The 17,333-nt window shown below is 70.3% G+C and carries 15 protein-coding genes; 9 read left to right on the plus strand and 6 right to left on the minus strand.

Annotated elements, in window-relative coordinates; all coding sequences use genetic code 11:
• Nucleotides 1–287 precede the first annotated feature (287 nt).
• Entirely contained in the window at nucleotides 288–1,124 is an 837-nt protein-coding gene (locus AB0J64_RS26630; protein ID WP_364032074.1) for a hypothetical protein, read from the plus strand.
• A 227-nt stretch (nucleotides 1,125–1,351) separates the two neighbouring features.
• Here the strand turns inward: AB0J64_RS26630 and AB0J64_RS26635 are convergent, their stop codons facing one another.
• Nucleotides 1,352–2,212 carry an SAM-dependent methyltransferase gene (locus tag AB0J64_RS26635; protein WP_364032076.1) on the minus strand — a complete coding sequence of 287 codons (861 nt, stop codon included), beginning with the start codon at nucleotides 2,210–2,212 and terminating at the stop codon, nucleotides 1,352–1,354.
• Nucleotides 2,213–2,505: 293 nt separating this feature from the next.
• Here AB0J64_RS26635 and AB0J64_RS26640 point away from each other — a divergent pair, with 293 nt between their 5' ends.
• Both AB0J64_RS26640 and AB0J64_RS26645 read left to right on the plus strand, forming a co-directional pair.
• The gene (locus AB0J64_RS26640) at nucleotides 2,506–3,102 is read left to right on the plus strand and encodes a TetR/AcrR family transcriptional regulator (protein WP_364032079.1); all 597 of its coding nucleotides are present in this window, start codon (nucleotides 2,506–2,508) and stop codon (nucleotides 3,100–3,102) included.
• A complete protein-coding gene (locus AB0J64_RS26645) occupies nucleotides 3,099–4,895 on the plus strand; it encodes an alpha/beta fold hydrolase (RefSeq protein WP_364032082.1) in 1,797 nt (598 codons plus the stop codon). Before AB0J64_RS26640 ends, AB0J64_RS26645 begins: the two co-directional genes overlap by 4 nt.
• Before the next feature lie 16 nt (nucleotides 4,896–4,911).
• Here the strand turns inward: AB0J64_RS26645 and AB0J64_RS26650 are convergent, their stop codons facing one another.
• The gene (locus AB0J64_RS26650; protein WP_364032085.1) at nucleotides 4,912–5,412 is read right to left on the minus strand and encodes a GNAT family N-acetyltransferase; all 501 of its coding nucleotides are present in this window, start codon (nucleotides 5,410–5,412) and stop codon (nucleotides 4,912–4,914) included.
• 168 nt (nucleotides 5,413–5,580) lie between these two features.
• Between AB0J64_RS26650 and AB0J64_RS26655 the strand changes: the two genes are divergently transcribed.
• Nucleotides 5,581–6,207 carry a helix-turn-helix domain-containing protein gene (locus AB0J64_RS26655; RefSeq protein ID WP_364032088.1) on the plus strand — a complete coding sequence of 209 codons (627 nt, stop codon included), beginning with the start codon at nucleotides 5,581–5,583 and terminating at the stop codon, nucleotides 6,205–6,207.
• Nucleotides 6,208–6,216: 9 nt separating this feature from the next.
• Here AB0J64_RS26655 and AB0J64_RS26660 read toward each other — a convergent pair whose 3' ends face one another.
• Entirely contained in the window at nucleotides 6,217–6,558 is a 342-nt protein-coding gene (locus tag AB0J64_RS26660; protein WP_364032091.1) for a helix-turn-helix domain-containing protein, read from the minus strand.
• Nucleotides 6,559–6,780: 222 nt separating this feature from the next.
• On the opposite strand from AB0J64_RS26660, the gene AB0J64_RS26665 reads away from it, so the two are divergent.
• The gene (locus AB0J64_RS26665; protein ID WP_364032094.1) at nucleotides 6,781–7,149 is read left to right on the plus strand and encodes an STAS domain-containing protein; all 369 of its coding nucleotides are present in this window, start codon (nucleotides 6,781–6,783) and stop codon (nucleotides 7,147–7,149) included.
• Between the two features lie 114 nt (nucleotides 7,150–7,263).
• Complete coding sequence (locus AB0J64_RS26670; protein WP_364032097.1) at nucleotides 7,264–8,163, plus strand: hypothetical protein; 900 nt, start codon at nucleotides 7,264–7,266, stop codon at nucleotides 8,161–8,163.
• A 2-nt stretch (nucleotides 8,164–8,165) separates the two neighbouring features.
• Here AB0J64_RS26670 and AB0J64_RS26675 read toward each other — a convergent pair whose 3' ends face one another.
• Together AB0J64_RS26675 and AB0J64_RS26680 are read right to left on the minus strand one after the other, a co-directional pair.
• Nucleotides 8,166–9,788 carry an SMI1/KNR4 family protein gene (locus AB0J64_RS26675; protein ID WP_364032100.1) on the minus strand — a complete coding sequence of 541 codons (1,623 nt, stop codon included), beginning with the start codon at nucleotides 9,786–9,788 and terminating at the stop codon, nucleotides 8,166–8,168.
• A gap of 140 nt (nucleotides 9,789–9,928) precedes the next feature.
• Nucleotides 9,929–12,442: a hypothetical protein gene (locus tag AB0J64_RS26680; protein WP_364032103.1), complete on the minus strand. Its 2,514-nt coding sequence runs from the start codon at nucleotides 12,440–12,442 to the stop codon at nucleotides 9,929–9,931.
• Nucleotides 12,443–12,767: 325 nt separating this feature from the next.
• Between AB0J64_RS26680 and AB0J64_RS26685 the strand changes: the two genes are divergently transcribed.
• Complete coding sequence (locus AB0J64_RS26685; RefSeq protein WP_364032106.1) at nucleotides 12,768–14,882, plus strand: SpoIIE family protein phosphatase; 2,115 nt, start codon at nucleotides 12,768–12,770, stop codon at nucleotides 14,880–14,882.
• On the opposite strand, the gene AB0J64_RS26690 is transcribed toward AB0J64_RS26685, so the two are convergent.
• Nucleotides 14,848–15,750 (minus strand): diacylglycerol kinase family protein, encoded by a 903-nt coding sequence (locus AB0J64_RS26690; RefSeq protein ID WP_364032109.1) that lies wholly within the window; start codon nucleotides 15,748–15,750, stop codon nucleotides 14,848–14,850. The two genes, AB0J64_RS26685 and AB0J64_RS26690, sit on opposite strands and share 35 nt — an antisense overlap.
• Before the next feature lie 74 nt (nucleotides 15,751–15,824).
• Between AB0J64_RS26690 and AB0J64_RS26695 the strand changes: the two genes are divergently transcribed.
• Entirely contained in the window at nucleotides 15,825–16,547 is a 723-nt protein-coding gene (locus tag AB0J64_RS26695) for a phosphatase PAP2 family protein (protein ID WP_364032112.1), read from the plus strand.
• Complete coding sequence (locus AB0J64_RS26700; RefSeq protein ID WP_364032115.1) at nucleotides 16,534–17,205, plus strand: phosphatase PAP2 family protein; 672 nt, start codon at nucleotides 16,534–16,536, stop codon at nucleotides 17,203–17,205. Before AB0J64_RS26695 ends, AB0J64_RS26700 begins: the two co-directional genes overlap by 14 nt.
• The last annotated feature ends 128 nt before the right edge of the window (nucleotides 17,206–17,333 follow it).

A 17,333-nucleotide genomic window follows, 5' to 3' on the forward strand; every position in this document is an offset into this window, starting at 1 on the left:
CAGGTCTTGGACACTTCTGTCCAGCGACTCGGACGTCTTGAAGTCCACCCGATTTCCCATGAGACTTCCCCCTTGGGTCTTTCGCCGCCATTCTATCCCGGCCCGGACAAAGCGCCATAAAAGTGACTTGTCGGTATATTTGCCTCTCTGGGGGATTAGGGCGCCATTTCTTGATCGTGTTTTTCCGAGTGGGGGAACCGGTGGACTTTTCGCGGCCGTGAGCCGATTATGTATTTCTGATTCCCGGGGCGGGGGCTCGGGTCGTTGACCATTTGGTGAGGCGGCGCGTGACCGAAGTTGACTACGACGAGATCGAACGATTGCAGGAGCGCGTCAATTCTTACGAGCTGATGGCCGCGCTCACCCCGGCGGAGTTCGACGATTATTTCGCCGTCGAATCAGACCTGGAGAACAGGATCGCCGCGTTCGCCGATCTCTGCGCCGGATACCTCAACTTCAGCACCGCGAGCGAGGCCTTCGACGAGATCATCGAGCTGAACCGGCGGCTGCGCGAGATCTGCGGGCGCGAGCTCGACCGCGCCGAGCCGCCGCCCGGCGAAGAGTACCGGGACCGGCTGCGGGCCGCCCAGATCGAGGCGCACGCGCTGACGCTGCTCGCGGAGGGCGTCAAACGGACCTTCCAGGCCGAGGACAGGCGCCTGCGCGGCGATCTCAACTCGACGCTCGCCTATCTGGAGGGCGCCCGCGAGTACTTCATCGAGCGGCGCGGCGTGCGGGATCCGTGCCGGGTTGCTCGCGGTGCGCCGCGTCCCACGTGCTGGTCGAGCGCGCGCGGTACGCCGGGTCGGAAACGGCGCCGGAGCGTTGGTACGGCGGATAGGAACCGGACGGACGGGACCTGGAGGCGGATTCCCTCTCGTCGACGGCGGTCGGATCCTCCGAAGCGCGCCTGCGCATCCGCCGGACAGCGGCGGCGGCGATCAGGGCGCCGGCGCACCCCAGGACGGTGGCGGCGGCTCCGGACAGGAGGCCAGGCAGAGCCGACCGCCCTTCCTCGGGGCCCACGTGGACCACGGCGACGGGCCGCGGCCGGGCGAGGGCCCAGTTGCCAAAATGGAGGCAACGCGCTGGATCTGCCGCGGTTTGTCATGGCGGAATCATAGGCGGGAAATCCTTGCATTTGCCTTGCGGGCAATTGACCTCAGACGCCGCACATATGAAAATTTCCGGATGGCCTGAATACACCACCGATAAGATAGACATCAATTGACGCACTGGCGTCGGAAATCTCGTTCCGGTAACGGTCGTGACCGGTGGGGCTGATGTGCTGGCCCGAACAATCATGAAATATGCCGATAAATCGGGTAGAGCGTTGGCCGGTGCGCCGTCCTCAGGGGATGCGGGCCACGGCGCCGTAATTCCCTGAGGAGGCGGGCTCGTCGCGGCAGGCGAGATCGCGCTCGGTCGGGCAGGCGAGGTCGCGCTCGCCGGGGCGCCACTGCGGGACCCACACCAGCCCGGGCTCGATCAGGTCGAGGCCGTCGAGCAGGGCTCGGACCTCTTCGCGGGTGCGGATGGCCAGGCGGGGGAGCGTCATGGCGAGCATGCTCCGGATGGCGGGCAGCAACTCCGGCGGGATGCCGTCGAACGTGGTGTGCAGCAGGCCCAGGAAGCTGCCTTTCGGCGCCGCGTGCCGGAGCCGCTTGACGGCGAAATGGGCGCTCTCGTCGTCGTCGAGACAGTGCGTCGACACCAGCAGCACCGCCAGCGGCCTGTCCCAGTCGAGGAAAGTCTGGACCACGTGGTCCCGGAGCAGCTCGTCGACCTCCCGCACGTCGCCGTCCACCACGCGGACCAGGTCGTTGAAGGGCTCGATGGTGGCCTGCGCCATGGTCATCACCATCGGGTTGCTCTCCACGTACACGACGCGCGGGCCGGGGCCGGCCGAGGCGCGGCGCGCTATGTCGTGCAGCCGGTGCCCGGCGGGAAGGCCGCTGGGGACGCCGCTGCCCACGATCAGGAACTGGTCCACGCCCTCGGCGGCGGCCAGATGGCGTACCGCGCGGGACAGGAATTGGAGCACGGCGCGGGCCGCGGTGGTCAGGGCGGGAGTTACTTGATCGAAATGGCGCACCATGTCCTTGTCCACCAGGAAGTTGTTCTTCCCGCCCGCCGCCGCGTCGAAGATCCGCGTGATTCTGGCTTGCGTCGTATCGAGCTTGGCCAGGTTTCGGACAGCACGTTGGTGCATGAGCGTTGCCCCTTTCCCCTCGCCGCCACCTGATTGCGGTAAGCGATCTTTGGACCTCACTCGATGACTATGACCATATGTTCCAACAATTCCAGTCAATGGCAATACGGTAGACCGGTTATTTCAGGAAATGTTTGTGACCAGAATCTTCGTGTCGGGATCTTGGGTCGTTGATCGTCGAGCCCGCTGGCGGCCCTGTTCCCGCAGGCGGGGCGGGTCGGGTGGCGCCCGGTGGAGGGCGGGCCGGCGGCCACGGGTTGCAGAGAATATATAGACCGGTCTATTTTCTACCCATGGTCACGGACAAGGGCGCGCGGACGAGCGGGCGGCTGGTGGAGTCGATGCTCGAGCTGATCCAGGCGCGCGGCTACAGCGGCACAGGGCTCACCACGGTGACGGAGCATGCCCGGGCTCCGAAGGGGTCGCTCTACTTCCACTTCCCCGAAGGCAAGGAGGCGCTGGGCGAGAAGGCCGTCGAGCTGGCGGCCGACCAGTTCCGCGGGCTCGTGACCGAAACGGTCGCCGAGGCGGCGAGCCCGGGAGACGTGCTCCGGCGGGTGGTCGACGTCCTGATCGGGATCCTCGCCGGCAGCGACTACCGGCTCGGCTGCCCGGTCTCCGTGGTGACCTTGGAGATGGGCGCGCACAGCGAACGGCTCCGCACCGCCTGCGCCGCCGCCTTCGAGTCGTGGATCGGGCCGATGACCGAGCACCTCGCGGGCCGGGGCCACACGCCTCCGGCGGCGCGCGCCCTCGCCACGACCGTCGTCAGCGCGCTGGAGGGCGCGGTGATCGTGTCCCGTGCCCGGCGCGACGTGAAGGCGCTGCGCGACGCCGCCCAGGTGCTCGGCGACCTGCTCGACCAGCCGCCCGCGAAGGAGACCCCGTGAGTGCTGCGAACAGGCACGCTCTCGTGTTCGGCGCCACCGGGTTCGTCGGCCGCCATCTCATCCTCGCCCTGGACGAGGCCGGTGTCCGGGTCACCGCCGCGACCCGCGACAGCGGGTCCGGCGTCCGGCTGGGGGAGTGGCTCGCCGAGCACGGGTGCCGCACCGCCCCGGCCGACGTGCGCGTCGACTTCGACGCGCCGGCGTTGATCGAGGGCGACGCGCCGGCCTGGGAGGACGTCACCGAGATCTACAACTGCGCGGGCGCCTACCGGTTCGGGATGACAGCAGAGGAGGCACGGCACGCCAACGTCGGCAGCGTGCGGGCGATCGTGTCGTTCGCCGCGCGGCTGCCTCACCTGCGGCGGCTCGTGCACGTCTCGGGCTACCGCGTGGGAGGCCAGGACCCCGCGACGGTGCCGTGGGGCGATGACCTCGTACGACGTGCCTACCAGCGCCTCGGCCCCTACGAGGCGTCCAAGGTCGAGTCCGACGCGGTCTTCCAGGCCACCGCCGACCGGCTGGGCGTGCCCTGGTCCGTCGTCAACCCTTCCAGCGTGATCGGGGACAGCGCGAGCGGCGAGTCCGACCAGCAGATCGGGCTCGCCTCGAGCCTGAAGGAGATCTGGCGTGGCTCGCTCGCGGCCCTGCCCGGGAGCGAGCGGACGTTCGTCCCCGTGATCCCCGTGGACTACCTGGCGCGCTTCATGACGCTGCTCCCCGAGGACCCGGCAGCCGCGCGGGCCTCGTACTGGATCCTGGACGACGGCACCCCGCCGCTGCCGGAGGTGCTCTCGCTCGTGGGGCGGCACTACCAGGTCGAGGTCCCGCGCCTGAAGGTCCCCGTGTCTCTGATACGGCGTCTGCCGGCCGCGCTGACCAGGACGGACCCGGAGACGCTGACCTTCCTGTCGTCAGACCGCTATCCCACGGGGCCGGCCCGTGCGTTCGCCGGGCGTCACGGGCTCGCGCTGCCCGCCACCACCGAGTCGATCCTGCGATGGGCCGACCACCTGGCCGCCCACCGGTTCGGGGCCGCGCCCGCCGGGCCGGTGCGGCGGTTCACGTGGCACGCGGGCGTGCGGACGTTCGGGATCGGTGAGCCGGGCGCGCCGACCCTGGTGCTGCCCGGCCTGCCCGTCAACGCCGACACCTGGGCCCCGGTCGCCGCCGCGCTCGGCGACGCCCGCGTGGTGGACCTGCCGGGCCTCGGGATGAGCGCGGGGCGCCCACGGGACCTGCCCGCCTGGCTGAGCGCCCTGGTCGAGGAGGCCGGCCGCGTGCACCTGGTCGGCCACTCCATCGGCGCCGCCGCCGCTGTCGAGGCGGCTCTGGCGCGGCCCGACCGGGTCGAGCGGCTCACCCTGGTATCGCCCTTCTTCCTCCAGGCTCGCGGTGGGCTCGCCACCCGGGTGGCCCCGCTGACCCGCCTGGCCCTCGGCCGGGCGCGTCCTGCCGCGCTGTCGCGGCTGCTCACCGGGGACGCGGCCCATGCGGGACGGCTCGCGTCCAGCGCCGAGGACCTGCGCCGAGGCCGCGTGGCCGCCCACGTGGCGCGGCTGCTGTCCGCCGCCGGCCGCACGCGCCGGCGCGGCGAACTCCGGGCCGCGCTCGCCCGCTACCAGGGCCGCGTACACGTGATCGTGGGAGCCGACGACCCGCTGACCGGTGAGGGTCGCGCGCTGCTCGACTCGCTCGGCACCCGGGCGAGGGTGACGACGATCAAGGGGGCGGGTCACCATCCCCAGCTCACCCACGCCGAGGAGCTGGCCGGAGCGATCCGGGAGCTGCCGTGACGCGCGAATGCCTCTGTCAGGGGGTGCGCCGGTAACGGGTCATCGGCCCGAGCAGGCCGGGCACCACCGCGAACGGCGTCATGCCGAGCCGCTCGACGACCGCTACCGAAGCGGCGTTGCCCTGGTCGACCTCGGCCAGCACCTCGGGAAGCCCGAGAGGGCCGAGCGCATATTCGACCACCGCGCGGGCGGCCTCGGTGGCGTAGCCCCTGCCCCAGGCGGCGGGCTCCAGGCTGTAGAAGACCTCGAGCCCGAGCTCCTCCAGCGGACGCAGCCCGGCCGTGCCGACCAGCTCGGTCCCGTCCTTCTGCCGGACCAGCCAGAGGCCGTGGCCGGCCGCGGCGAAGTCCCGCACGCTGTCCTCGATGACCTCGCCGATCTCCGCCGGGGACAGGACCGCCCCGTCGAAGAGGAACCGCCGCACCTCCGCGCCGGTCCAGTGAGCCACCAGCTCGGCATGGTCGTCTACGGTCACCGGACGCAGGATCAGGCGCTCCGTCATCAGGACATGGTCCATGAGCCCACCCTAGGGCCGCGATCATGCCGCGCGGACGAGGCGGATGCCGTACACCCACGATCCAGACCACCAGATGGCGGCGACGCCGCTGATCCTGGAGAAGCGCACGATGCCTCCATGCATGTCCTATATTCAATATAACTAGCGTAAATCATTAGGGTGCTGAGCATGGATGCAGAGGTGGGCCGGCGTCGGTACGACTCGTTGCGCCGTACGACGCAGGCGCTGGAGACACGTGCCGAGATCGCCCGCGCGGCGCGCCGGCTCTTCGTCGATCAAGGCTGGGCCGCCACCACCGTGCGCGACGTGGCGCGCGAGGCCGGGGTCTCCGTGCCGACGGTCTACGCGGTGTACGGCAACAAGGGCGGGCTGACCCGGGCGCTGGCCGACGCGGCCGACCTGTCGGCCGATCCGTCGCAGCAACTCGCGGAGCTGGAGGCCGCGGAGCGCGATCCCGCGCGGCAGCTGGCCGCGATGGCAGGCTTCGACCGGCGCCTGTACGAGCGCGCCGGCGACGTGATCACGCTGCTGCGCGAGGCCGGCCGTACGGAGCCGGAGCTGGCGGAGGTCTACCGCGACGGTCGCAGGCGGGCCGACGAGACCCGCACGGCGGTGTTCTCCTCGTGGCCCGCGGGCGTCCTGCGGGAGGGCCTGGACGTGGCGGCGGCGGTCGACGTCTACGCGGGCCTGTGCAGCATCGACGTCTACACCACGCTCACCGCCGAGCGCGGCTGGTCGCCCGATCGGGTCGAGCGGTGGTGGCGCGAGGCGCTGGCCCGCGAACTGCTGAGCTGAGCCCGGCGGTCAGGACGCGGGCGGCTCGCCGGAGGTGGCCTCGGCGGTGGGCATGTCGTGCTGCGTGAACATGTCGATGAGCAGGCTGATGGGCAGGCCGGCCTCGGTGGGGTAGCGGAAGTGCTGCTCGAGGTTGATGGTGTAGTGGTTGCGCCGCCCGATGCGGGTGCGGGTCAGATAGCCGGCCTCGTAGAGGTCGCGCACGATGTTCTGGGCGGTGCGTTCGGTGATGCCGATGCTGGCGGCGATGTCGCGTAGTCGTACCTCGGGGTCTCGGGCGATCTCCACCAGCACGCGGGCGTGATGGGTGAGGAATGTCCAGGTGGAGGGACGGTCATCGAATGTACTCACGGCTCACTTCGCCTCCTCCGCGCCAGGGGATGCCGAACCCGTGGAGCGGGCGAAAACTGCTTACCCGAAGATCTTATGGCGAAACGGGTTTCCGGTAACCCCCTTCGGGGATTATTCTTGCCACACGGTCCCTTCGCCGTCGTCAATCCCATGCTGACCACCTACTGCGAGGACGCCATGCTCGTCACTGCTGTGCAGGCGCTACCGGCGCACTGATTCGCCATGACCCCTCTGACACTGGAGTGCCGGCAGCTCATCACGGGTGTGCTGATCACCGTGGCCGGCGAGATCGACTGTAGCAACGCTGACCGGCTCGAGTCGTACACCACGCGGATGCGCCGGTCCGGACAGCCCTTGGTGCTCGATCTGAGTGGATTGAGCTTCATGGACAGCAGTGGCCTCCACACGCTTTTGAGGCTCAACGCCGCCGCCCACCCGCAGGGGCTCTACCTGGCCGCCGTGCATCCGATGCCGGCTCGCGTGCTGCAGATCACCAAGGTGGAGGACGTCATGAACATCCATCCCACCGTGGAAGAGGCCGTCACGGCGGCGCTCAACGGCGACGTGGCGAGCCTGCCCGAGGCTCCCTGACCCGCATGCCCCCATTTGATCGTTTTCTCAGGTTTTCCGGTAGGGCGGTGATCTTCGCCGCTACGATCCGCTCTTTATGGCCGATCCCCGGACCGGAAAGAGAGACGATCTCGTATGTGGATAGCGTTGGGCGTCGTCGTCGCCCTCGTCGTCGGCGTCGCCCTGTGGTGGAAGTTCAGGGACCCGCTCAGGGGCGAGGACTTCTACAAGTTCCACGTGGAGCGCAAGTGGGCCTGGGAGCTCATCCTCACCGAGGAGCAGGAGCAGGCCTTCATGGCCGGGCTGGAGGCGTACGACAACGAGAGCACGGTCTACCCGTTCCGGGAGGAGGGGGCGCTGCGCGTCTACCACCCGTCGATGATGGTCTCGCTGTTCCTGCTGGCCGAGCAGTTCGCCGCGCTGGGGCCGCAGGCGCTCGCCGACCCGGCGGGCGCCGTACGGCACCTCCTCGACCGTGCCGCGCAGTCCGAGACCGGGGGAGTGCTGCACCTGAACGACGACTGGCTCGAGGAGCCGGTCGACGCCCTGGACAAGTACGCCTTCTCGAGCGCGATGATGGACGCCACGCACGCGCAGGGCGTGGACGGCGGCGTCGGCGGCTACGGTGACGAGAACGGCGGCTACGGCATGCTCACCGTGCTCACGGAGATGCCGCGGCACGTGTCGAGGATGTACGACGACGCGCACAGCCACGCCTCGCCCGGCGAGATCCGCAACCGGCTCGACATCTACAAGGCGGTGATCGAGGAGCCGGAGCCCGAGTTCGTGGAGGGGCTCGAGCGCGCCGACGCCGAGCGCAGCCGCTTCACCAACACGCTCATATACGACTACGGCCGGGTGCTCGAGGGCTACCGCGGCATGCGCCCCCACATGGCGTACGCCGAGCCCTCGGACGTCATGTCCGCCGTCCTGGCGCGCATGCTCGCCGAGAACCAGCCCGGCATCACCTGGACCAGGGCACCCTCGCCGGAGCAGCACCAGCGCGCCCTGGACCTGATCTCGACGAGGGGCTGACCTCAGCGCGACCGGGTGTAGCGGCCCGTGCGTACCAGCACGTCGGCGTGCTCCCCGGCCAGGTCCATCGCCCAGCCCGCCGCCGTCCGCGGTGACGGCTCCCGGGCGTGGTAGGCCCTGTCGACCGACCACCACCAGGCCTTCTCCCGGCGTGGCTCCGCGGCCAGCCCGGCCGCCGCGAGCCCCGCCGGGTGACCGGCCCGCTTCCACAGCTCCTGCCACTGCCCGCGGCGCAGCCGCAGGTAGAGCAGCCCCCGCAGCTCGCCGAGCACGCTGAGGTCGCGGATCGGCGCCCTGGACAGATCCAGCCCGTACAGCCGGGGGCATGACAGCAGCGGCGTCAGGTCCACCGGTCGCCCGGTCCTCAGCACCAGCATCCGCAGCGTGGGGTGGCCGGCCAGCGGCGTCAGGTCGATCGTGTCCATGGACAGGTCCAGCAGCTCCACCGGCGTGTCCCGGAGCGGCGCCAGGTCGGCTCCCGGGCAGTTCTCCACCCTCACCTCCCACAGCGCCGGCGCTCCTCGTACCGCCCCGAAATCGGCCCAAGGGGCGTTGACCACCGATAACCGTTCGATCCCGTGGTGCATGCCCCGCAGGGACGCCGCGTCCGCGCCCGCGACCGTCAGCGAGCGCGACTCCTCATGCGCGTCCGGGCCCGCCTTGCCGAGGTCGATCCAGAGCCCGTTCGGCATCACCTCATAGGCGCCCGCCCGCAGCGCGTCGACGTGCTGCCGCAGCAGGCCGGTCACCGAATCGGCGACGTAGGCCGGGCCGGCGTCGTGGTGCAGCCCCATGCGGATGACCTGGCCGGGCCGCCCGCCCGGTCCCGGCGCCAGGTCCACCGCCAGGAAGTCGCCGCCGGTGCTGGTGGCGAACGGGATCCAGCGCGGATGGTCCGACATCCGGCGCACCGCCAGCGGCGCGCCCGCGCTGCTGATGACCGGGCTCTCCAGGTGGTCGCGCCAGGCGCGGCCCGCCGCCCACCACCGGTTCTCCCGCCTGCTCTGGTTCTCCAGCAGTTCGAGGCCGAACCACGGATGCCGGTCCAGCAGGCCCTCGCCCCCGTCGCCGTCCACCCGCGTGTAGAGGGCGCGCAGGTCATCGGGGAGCGCAGCCGGCAGGCGGGCCTCCAGCCGGGCCCGGCGGGCCCCGGGAAGCGCGGGCGGCGGCGCGTACGTGTCCCATCCCAGGATCCGGTCGCGTTCGCTCAAGTACGCCCCGAGCAGGGCGACCGCCTCGCGCGGGTCTCCGGCGGGGGTGGCGTTCGCCGGGCCCTCCTGGAACGTGCCCGGCTCGGCCGGCAGCGCGGTGGGATCGAGAACGTACAGAAAGCCCTCTCCCTCATCGCGCTCCAGCGACCGGCTGATCACCGCCTCGTACCGGCCCCTGGCCTCGACGACCAGCTCGACGGTGAGCCGCCCGTTCGGCGCCCCCGCGAGGTCGTGCAGCGCGGTCAGCTCCGGGTGCACGTCGATGTCGTCCCCCGCGCCCTCGGGTTCGAACCTCAGGCCGCGGTGCCCCGACCCACCACGGCCCGTCGCGAACCCGCGCAGCTCCGCCCGCCGCCACCCGGAAGGCGCCCCCGCCGAGATCTTCTCGGCCATCGCACGGAGCACGTCGTCCATCACCCAGCACACCTCGTCCCCAGAAACGCGAGCCCCTTTCTAACATGGGTTGATCATTGTGAGGACTGTGCTTGCCGAACAGAAGATCCCTCTACAACCGGGAGAAGGTCCCTCAGGGGTGTGCCGGGTGACGGTACGGGTCAGTTGTGCGGCCGGTTGTCGACCTCCAGCACCAGCCGCGCGAGCTCCAGCCGGTCGATGTTCGGCCCGTACGCCTTCGCGTTGCCGAGGACGATCGCGCCCTTCTCCGTCGTGAGCGTGAGCGGTGTCGCCTGCGGCCAGAAGTTGTCCCACGCGTAGGTGTGCCGGAACACACCGCGCGTCGTCGAGCCGCCGGTCTCGGTGATGTCGAGGAACCGGCTGATGACGTCCGTGTTGTACGGATGGCCGCTGTTCCGGTCCGCGTTGGCGTAATGCACGGTCAGGACGTACTCGCCGGGACCGAACCCGTCAGGGCGGGGGAGGGTCACGGTGTTGCCCGCGCCGTTGCCGATCTGCCCGACATAGGCGTTCCCCGAGGCGTTCGAGCCGCTCGTGGCCGGGACGTCGACCACCTGCGCGGTTCCGGCGCGCGGCGCCTGCTCGGCCTGGACCCGGTGGACGGCCGTGTCCGCCTGCCCGGCCCGTACCTGGGTGAGGCCGCGCAGCTCCAGGCCGGCCGGGCCGCCGACTTCGACCTCGGAGATGCCGGCCGGGAGATACACCCGGGCCCGCGAGGAAGCCTCGCCAGGATGCGGTGCGCGCAGGCCCGGGATCTCACGCCCGTCCACGAGCACCCGGAGGCCGCCCGTTTCGCGTGCCCGGTAGGCGAGCTCCAGGTCGTAGTAGCCGAACTCGCCCGCGGCGACGAAGAACGTGGCACGCGCGCCGCCGCCCAGGGCGATGGCGGGGCCCGTGCCGTGCCGCGTGATCCGCGCGCCGCCGGACAGGCGCGCCTCGTCGGCGGGATACGCCGCCCGCTCCGCCGCGCCGGCCTCGGTGAGGTCGAACCTGTCGAGCGTGATGTCGCTGCCCGGCAGCAGGTTCGTGCCGTCGGCACTGGTGCGCAGGGAGAGCTGGTGGGTGCCGGCGGTCAGCTGGAGCTCCACGTCGGTGCGGCCGCGGTAGGTCCAGCCGAGGTTCGCGGAGTACTGGACGATCTGGTCGAGAGCGCCGTCCACGAACAGCGCGTGCCTGCCGGGCACCTTGTTCGCGCCCTGGTAGATCCCCAGCCGGTAGCGGCCGTCGCGGGGCACGGTGACGGCGAACGTCACAGCGGAGTCGACCTTGTTCATGGCGCCGACGTCCCGCTTGCCGGAGGTGGCGTACAGCTGGGGGTCCGCCGTCGTGTCCTGGGCGAAGGCCTGGGCCGAGTGGAGCGTGGCGGACTCCGCCTCGACCGAGACCGTCCAGGGGGCGTCCGGCGCCGGCGCGGCGCCGCCGGCGGGGACGACGGTGACCCGGTAGGCGGCCATCGCGTCCCCGCCGGGCAGGTCCACCTGCAGCCTGCCCGCGGACACGCTGGTGCGCCGCGCCGCGATGACCGGCGGCTGGAGCGCGTCGCCCTCGTACCCGGTCCAGGTGGTCCTGGACACGAGGACGTCGACCTGCTTGCCGAAGAGGGCAGGGTCGAGGCCGGAGATGTCGAGCCGGACGGGCTCCGAGCCGCCGCCGACCAGGATGGTGCCGCGCCTGGCGGACTCGTCGATCGCCGCGACCGCCTGGACCGTGTCGGCGACGCTCAGCTGCGGCGGGACCGCCTTGACCGTCTGCCCGGTCAGGTCCGCGTACCACTTCAGCAGCCACCAGCCGCCGTTGGCCTGCCGGGTGCGCACCGCGTGGTCGTCGAGGTTGCCGGCATAGGTCCAGTACGCCATGTCGGCGTCGACCTTGGTGTCCTCGAACAGGGAGATCCACTGGATCATCTGGCCGGGGACGGACATGTCGCGGCGGTTGCCGTACTCGTCGATGTTGATGGGTAGCGGGCCGATGCCCAGGTCGCGTTCCATCTGGCGGTAGTGCTCGTAGTGGCCCCGGTAGTCGGCGAGCCGGCTGCGCGACAGTTCGTGCCAGCTCATGATGTCCGGCAGGCAGTTCCCGGCGCCGCACTTCGCGTCCTTGGCCCAGGTGAGGAAGTCACGCAGCCGGCCGGGGTTGTAGTCGGCCTCGTTCGGGCCGACGATCCTGGCGTCGGGGTCGATCGAGCGGATGCGTTCGAACACCACCTGCCAGTCGCTGAAGAACTTCTCCTTGGTGGTCGCCCAGTCCTGGTACCAGATGCCGTCAGGCTCGTTGAAGGGCACCCAGACGAACCTGCCCTTGTCCTGCGGCCGCTCCCGGACGACCTTGCGGACCATCATGTCGATCTTCGCGAGGTAGTCGTCGATGCCGCGGTTCTCATAGGGCCACTGGCTGTAGACGTCCTGCATGTAGACGACGATCTCCTCGCCGCCCGCGGCGAAGAAGCCGTCCGCGATCACGAGGGCGTCGCCGTTGGGGTGCTGGTCGCCGTCCGGCGCCTTCTGCGCGACGGTGCGCGGCCGGGCGCCGGCGAGGAGCGGATCTCCCGGCACCCCCGGGTCCGACAGGCCGTAGAGCATGCCGGTCGCTCCGCCGTGGACGGGGCCGGTGCGCTGCGCGAAGTCGACGGTGACGACGTCGGGGGGTCGGTGCATGGGTGGTTCTCTCCTGCAACAGGACGGATTCGCCCGAGGGAAGTCAAACGAGACATGTGACCGGTCACATCAGTGTGACCGGTCACACACGGTTGGTGAAGAGTCCTTTGCAAGATTGTTACGCGGAGGTTCTGGGAGGCATGTGTGGAACATTGCAAATCGCCCATTTTCCACCCAGTTGGCGGCCAGGATCTGGCAATGGGGACTCTTGCCTCAGGCGCGGCCCTCTTACGGTCGTTATATGGGTTTTTCTTCGCATGCGGCACCGTTGTCGCAGGGTGGAGCGGATTATCCGGCGCCACGGCAGGGGTACGAGGCGGATGAGGTGCTCCTCCAGGCGGTACGCGAGTCCGGAGCCCACATCGGCGTCGTCTACCTCCTGTCCGAAACCGAAGACCTCCTCGTCATGGACGTGGAGGTCGGCCTGCCGGCCCAGATCGTCAAGCCTTGGACCAGGGTCAGGCTGGACGCCGGCGCCCCGGTGGCGGCCGCCGCCCGCGAACGCCGGCTGGTCTGGGTGCCCGACCACGAAGATCTCGCCCGGCGCTTCCCGGCGACCGCGCTCGCCGCGCCGTACTCCTTCGCCATCGCCGCCGCCCCCATCACGACCGGCTCGCGCCTGTGGGGGGTGTTCTACCTGATCTGGCCGGAGTCGCACGCCTGCGAGCTGACCCCGTATGAGAGGCAGACCCTCATCTCGGCCTGTGACAAGATCGCCGCCATCCTCGAGCAGTCGGTCGATCGCGCGCCGAGCCACGCCGGCGAACCACGCGTCCTGGCGCCGCCGCCGCGTCGAGCGCTCGAACGACATCCCGAGGCGGTCGTCTGCGGCTATCTCGATCAGCTCCACGTGGGTTGTCTCGCCCTGGATCTGGAGGGTCGCATCACGTTCGTCAGCGCCGCGGCGGCCGAGCTTTTCGACGGGGACGTGACGGGCCTGCTGGGCAGGCCGTTGTGGGAGGTGGCACCCTGGCTGAAGGACCCCCTGTTCGAGGACCGCAGCCGCGCCGCCGTGGTCAGCCAGCAGACGACCTCCTGCGTTGTCCGATGTCCCGACGGCCGAATGGTGGAGTTCCGCATGTATCCGGACCCGAGCGGCATGAGCCTGCGTGTCGCTCCCCTCGACGTGGACCAGGTCGGCCCCGCCCACATGAGCGAGCCGGAATCGGACCGGGCGGCCCAGACGCGGGCGGAGGTCTTCTACAGCTTCCTCCCGCTGGCGGTGGCTCTGACCCGGGCGCTCAACGTACCGGAGATCATCGATCTGGTCGCCGACCATGTCATGCCGATGTTCAAGGTCAAGGCCATGGCGATCCTGATTGCCGAGGGCAGCAGGATGCGGGTCATCGGCGCCCGCGGCTATGGTCAGGACGCACTCGAACGGCTCGACGGCCTGCCCATCACCTCGGGCACACCCGCCGGCGACGCCGCGCGGACCGGTGAGCCGGCGTTCTTCGCCGACGTGAACGAGCTGCGCCGGAGATACCCGCAGGCCGAGGAGTGCGACCGGATGGCCGCCTGGGCGTGCCTGCCGCTGGAGGTCAACGACGAGGGCGTCGGCATCTGCCTGCTCGCCTTCGACGAGCCCCACCCGTTCACCGTCGAGGAGCGCGCCACCTTCACCGCCCTGGCGGGACTGGTCGCCCACGCCCTGGACCGGGCCCTGCGGTACGACAGCAAGGACCGGCTCGCCCACTCCCTGCAGAAGGCACTGCTCCCGCGGAGCCTGCCCGAGATCTCGGGCCTCGCCGTGGCCGCCTGGTACGTGCCAGCCACCCGCGGCGTCGGCATCGGCGGCGACTTCTACGACCTGATCCGCCTCACCGACACCTCGGCCGCCGCGGTCATCGGCGACGTGCAAGGCCACAACATGACGGCGGCCGCCCTCATGGGACAGGTGCGCACCGCCATCCACGCCAACGCGGTCGCCGGCGCCAGCCCCGGCGACGTGCTCAAGCACACCAACCGCCTGCTCATCGACGTGGACACCGAGCTGTTCACCAGCTGCCTGCTCATCTACGTCGATCTGCAGCTGCGCACGCTCCGCGCGGCCAGCGCCGGGCACCCTCCGCCGCTGCTGCGGCCGCCCAACATGCCCGCCGAGATCATCGACGTGCCGGCCGGCCTGCTGCTCGGCGTCGACCCCGACGCCGACTACCCGACGCTTCAGGTGCCCTTCCCCCCTGGCGCCCTCCTCGCCCTGTACACCGACGGCCTCGTCGAGACGCCCGGCGTCGACCTGGACCACGCCATCGCCAACCTGGCCGGCCACCTGGTCTACGGCTCCACAGGCATCGAGCAGCTCGGCAGGACGCTCCTCGACCATGCCCCGCACACCAGTCAGCACGCCGACGACATCGCACTGCTTCTCCTGGAACACCGTGTCAGGCCGGCGGCCCACCGGCTCAGGGGCGAGCGTCCGGGGGAAGGCAGACCGTGAGCCCGCCCGGGACCACCTTGACCTTGAGCCGGCTCGTGCGCCCGCGATCTCCGCCGTCCAGCTCGTACGTCAGCGGAACGCCGAACCGGGCGGACACCTTCCTGGCGCGGGAGATCCGGACGAGCGGGGATTCGTCGGAGCGTCCCGCGGACATCCTGCCGAGCACCCGCCCCCACTGGATCGGGCCCTTGGCGGTGGAGACGCCGACCTCCAGCCAGCCGTCGTCCGGCCGGGCATCGTCGAACGCCTCGATGCCGCCGGCGATCGTGCTCACGTTGCCGAGCAGCAGGCAGCTCGCCTCTCCCTCGAACCAGGTTGCCCCGTCGATCTTGATCTTCATCGGCACCAGCGGTCCGCCGACGTGCCGGACGGCCGCCTTGACGTAGCTCAGCTTGCCGAGGCGCTGCTTGGCCTGCCCGTCGACGTCGGCGATCATCTCGGCCTCGAACCCCGCCCCCGCCATCACCGCGAAGTGCTCGCCGTTCAGCAGGCCCAAGTCCAGCCGCTCCCGGCGGCCGTGGAAGCCGATCCGCACCGCCTCCTCGAGGTCGACGGGGATGCCCACGTTCGTGGCGAACAGGTTCCCGGTGCCCGCCGGGAGGATGGCCATCGGCACACCCGAGCCGGCCAGCACGTCGGCGCAGCGCTGCACCATGCCGTCGCCGCCCCAGACGAACACCAGCTCGGCGCCCTCCTTGAGCGCCTCGCGGACCTTCTTGGGCGCCTTCCTGCTCTTGCCGACCTCGTACCAGAGGAGATCGCCCACGTCCTGCTCGGTGATGAGCACACGCAGCCTGTCCAGGCCTGCGCCGAGAGTCTTCTTGCGGTGCGCGACGACCGCCACGGTGGGGGACTTGGTGGGGGACATGCGCTCCGGACTACCCTCGGCGCCGCCGTTCAGACCGAGGAATCAAGTCCTCCATCTCGGGTACCGAGCATGGAATGCGCAACGAGGAAAGGCGGCTGGGGCTCCGGCTGGCGATAGCCTCATTGGCGGTGGCGCTGATCATGATCCCGTTCAGCCTGCTGCTGGTCGTGGCGAAGATGCCGGTCAACGGGCTGGACGCACACGTCGCCGACGAACTGCACCGGTACGCGCTGGCTCACCCCGGTGTGACGCGGCTGCTCATCGTGTGGACGGACGTGTTCGGGCCGTGGCCATGGCGGATCGCGGTCATCGCGTACGCCGCCTGGCTGCTGTACAAGGGAGCGCCGCGGCTGGCCGTCTGGGCGGTGACCACCATAACCGTGGGCGGGCTGCTGGGCCTCGCGCTCAAGATCATCGTCGCCCGGGCCAGGCCGCATCTGCCCGACCCCGTCGCACTCGCCCCGGGCGATTCCTTTCCCTCGGGCCACGCCGTCAACGTGACGCTCGGCGCGGGGGTGCTCGTCCTGCTGCTGCTGCCCGTGCTGCCCCGATGGGGGAGGTACGTGGCCTGGGCACTCGCCTCGTTCGTCGTGCTGTCGGTCGGCTATACCAGGATCGCGCTCGGCGTGCACTGGGTGAGCGATGTGGTCGCGGGGATCGTTCTGGGGGCGGCGGTGATCGCCGCCACCGTGGCGGGATTTGAGACGTGGCGGCGCGATGAGGGCCGCAGGCCCGCCTCGCCGCTGGCTGAAGGAGTCGAACCGGAGTCGGTGAGGGTGACGCATGTCGAGGACTGAGCTGGTGAAGTACTACGCGTTGATGCTCTTGTTACCGCTGCTCGTGCTGGGCGGGGTGACATACGGCGTGGGGAGGCTGATCCTCGCCTGGCCCACCGGGGAGGCGGCGGTGAGCCGGTCGCTGGCCGCCGATCGCACCTCGTTGTGGAACACGCTCACCGACTTCGGCAGCAGCCTGTCGGACACGCCCTACATCGTGGCGCTCACCGCGGTCGCCGCGATCGTCTTCAGGCTCGTGTACAAGCGCTGGCTGGAATCGATCTTCCTGGTCGCGGCCGTCTGGAGCCAGTCGCTCGTCTTCCTGGCCGTCACCGAGGCCGTCGGGCGGCACCGGCCTCCCGTACAGCACCTCGACCCCGCCCCGCCCACCTCCAGCTTTCCGTCGGGACACGTCAGCGCCGCCGTCGCCTTCTACTGCGGGGTCGCGCTCGTCCTGACCATGCACGTCCGCAACAGGGCGCTCCAGGTCGTGATCTGGGTGCTGGGGATCGCCGCCCCGCTCACGGTCGCCTTCTCCCGCCTGTACCGCGGCATGCACTTCCTCACCGATGTCACCTGGGGGCTGCTGCTCGGGGTCGCCTGTGTCGTGGCGGTCGCCCGGGCGATACTGAGGCAGCCGGCCCGGACCCCGCACTCAGATCTCGTCCGATCGGCGTGACCGGGGCGGCTCTGAGGCAGGCGGCCCTAGAACCAACGCCGTTCAGTTAAGAGTTAGGGCTGTTCGTCAAAGCCGGTGAACAAAGCAGCGGAGCCGCTGTAGAAGAGGTGTGTCACTCCAAGACATCC

It is taken from the genome of Nonomuraea sp. NPDC049695 (genome assembly GCF_040674955.1).
Lineage (GTDB): Bacteria > Actinomycetota > Actinomycetes > Streptosporangiales > Streptosporangiaceae > Nonomuraea > Nonomuraea helvata.

Excerpts from the sequence above, each read along its gene's own strand:
- AB0J64_RS26665 (WP_364032094.1), top strand. The coding sequence starts at position 6,781 with ATGACCCCTCTGACACTGGAGTGCCGGCAGCTCATCACGGGTGTGCTG.
- AB0J64_RS26635 (WP_364032076.1), bottom strand. The coding sequence starts at position 2,212 with ATGCACCAACGTGCTGTCCGAAACCTGGCCAAGCTCGATACGACGCAA.
- AB0J64_RS26655 (WP_364032088.1), top strand. The coding sequence starts at position 5,581 with ATGGATGCAGAGGTGGGCCGGCGTCGGTACGACTCGTTGCGCCGTACG.
- AB0J64_RS26695 (WP_364032112.1), top strand. The coding sequence starts at position 15,825 with ATGCGCAACGAGGAAAGGCGGCTGGGGCTCCGGCTGGCGATAGCCTCA.
- AB0J64_RS26670 (WP_364032097.1), top strand. The coding sequence starts at position 7,264 with ATGTGGATAGCGTTGGGCGTCGTCGTCGCCCTCGTCGTCGGCGTCGCC.
- AB0J64_RS26690 (WP_364032109.1), bottom strand. The coding sequence starts at position 15,750 with ATGTCCCCCACCAAGTCCCCCACCGTGGCGGTCGTCGCGCACCGCAAG.
- AB0J64_RS26700 (WP_364032115.1), top strand. The coding sequence starts at position 16,534 with ATGTCGAGGACTGAGCTGGTGAAGTACTACGCGTTGATGCTCTTGTTA.
- AB0J64_RS26640 (WP_364032079.1), top strand. The coding sequence starts at position 2,506 with ATGGTCACGGACAAGGGCGCGCGGACGAGCGGGCGGCTGGTGGAGTCG.
- AB0J64_RS26675 (WP_364032100.1), bottom strand. The coding sequence starts at position 9,788 with ATGGACGACGTGCTCCGTGCGATGGCCGAGAAGATCTCGGCGGGGGCG.
- AB0J64_RS26680 (WP_364032103.1), bottom strand. The coding sequence starts at position 12,442 with ATGCACCGACCCCCCGACGTCGTCACCGTCGACTTCGCGCAGCGCACC.
- AB0J64_RS26650 (WP_364032085.1), bottom strand. The coding sequence starts at position 5,412 with ATGGACCATGTCCTGATGACGGAGCGCCTGATCCTGCGTCCGGTGACC.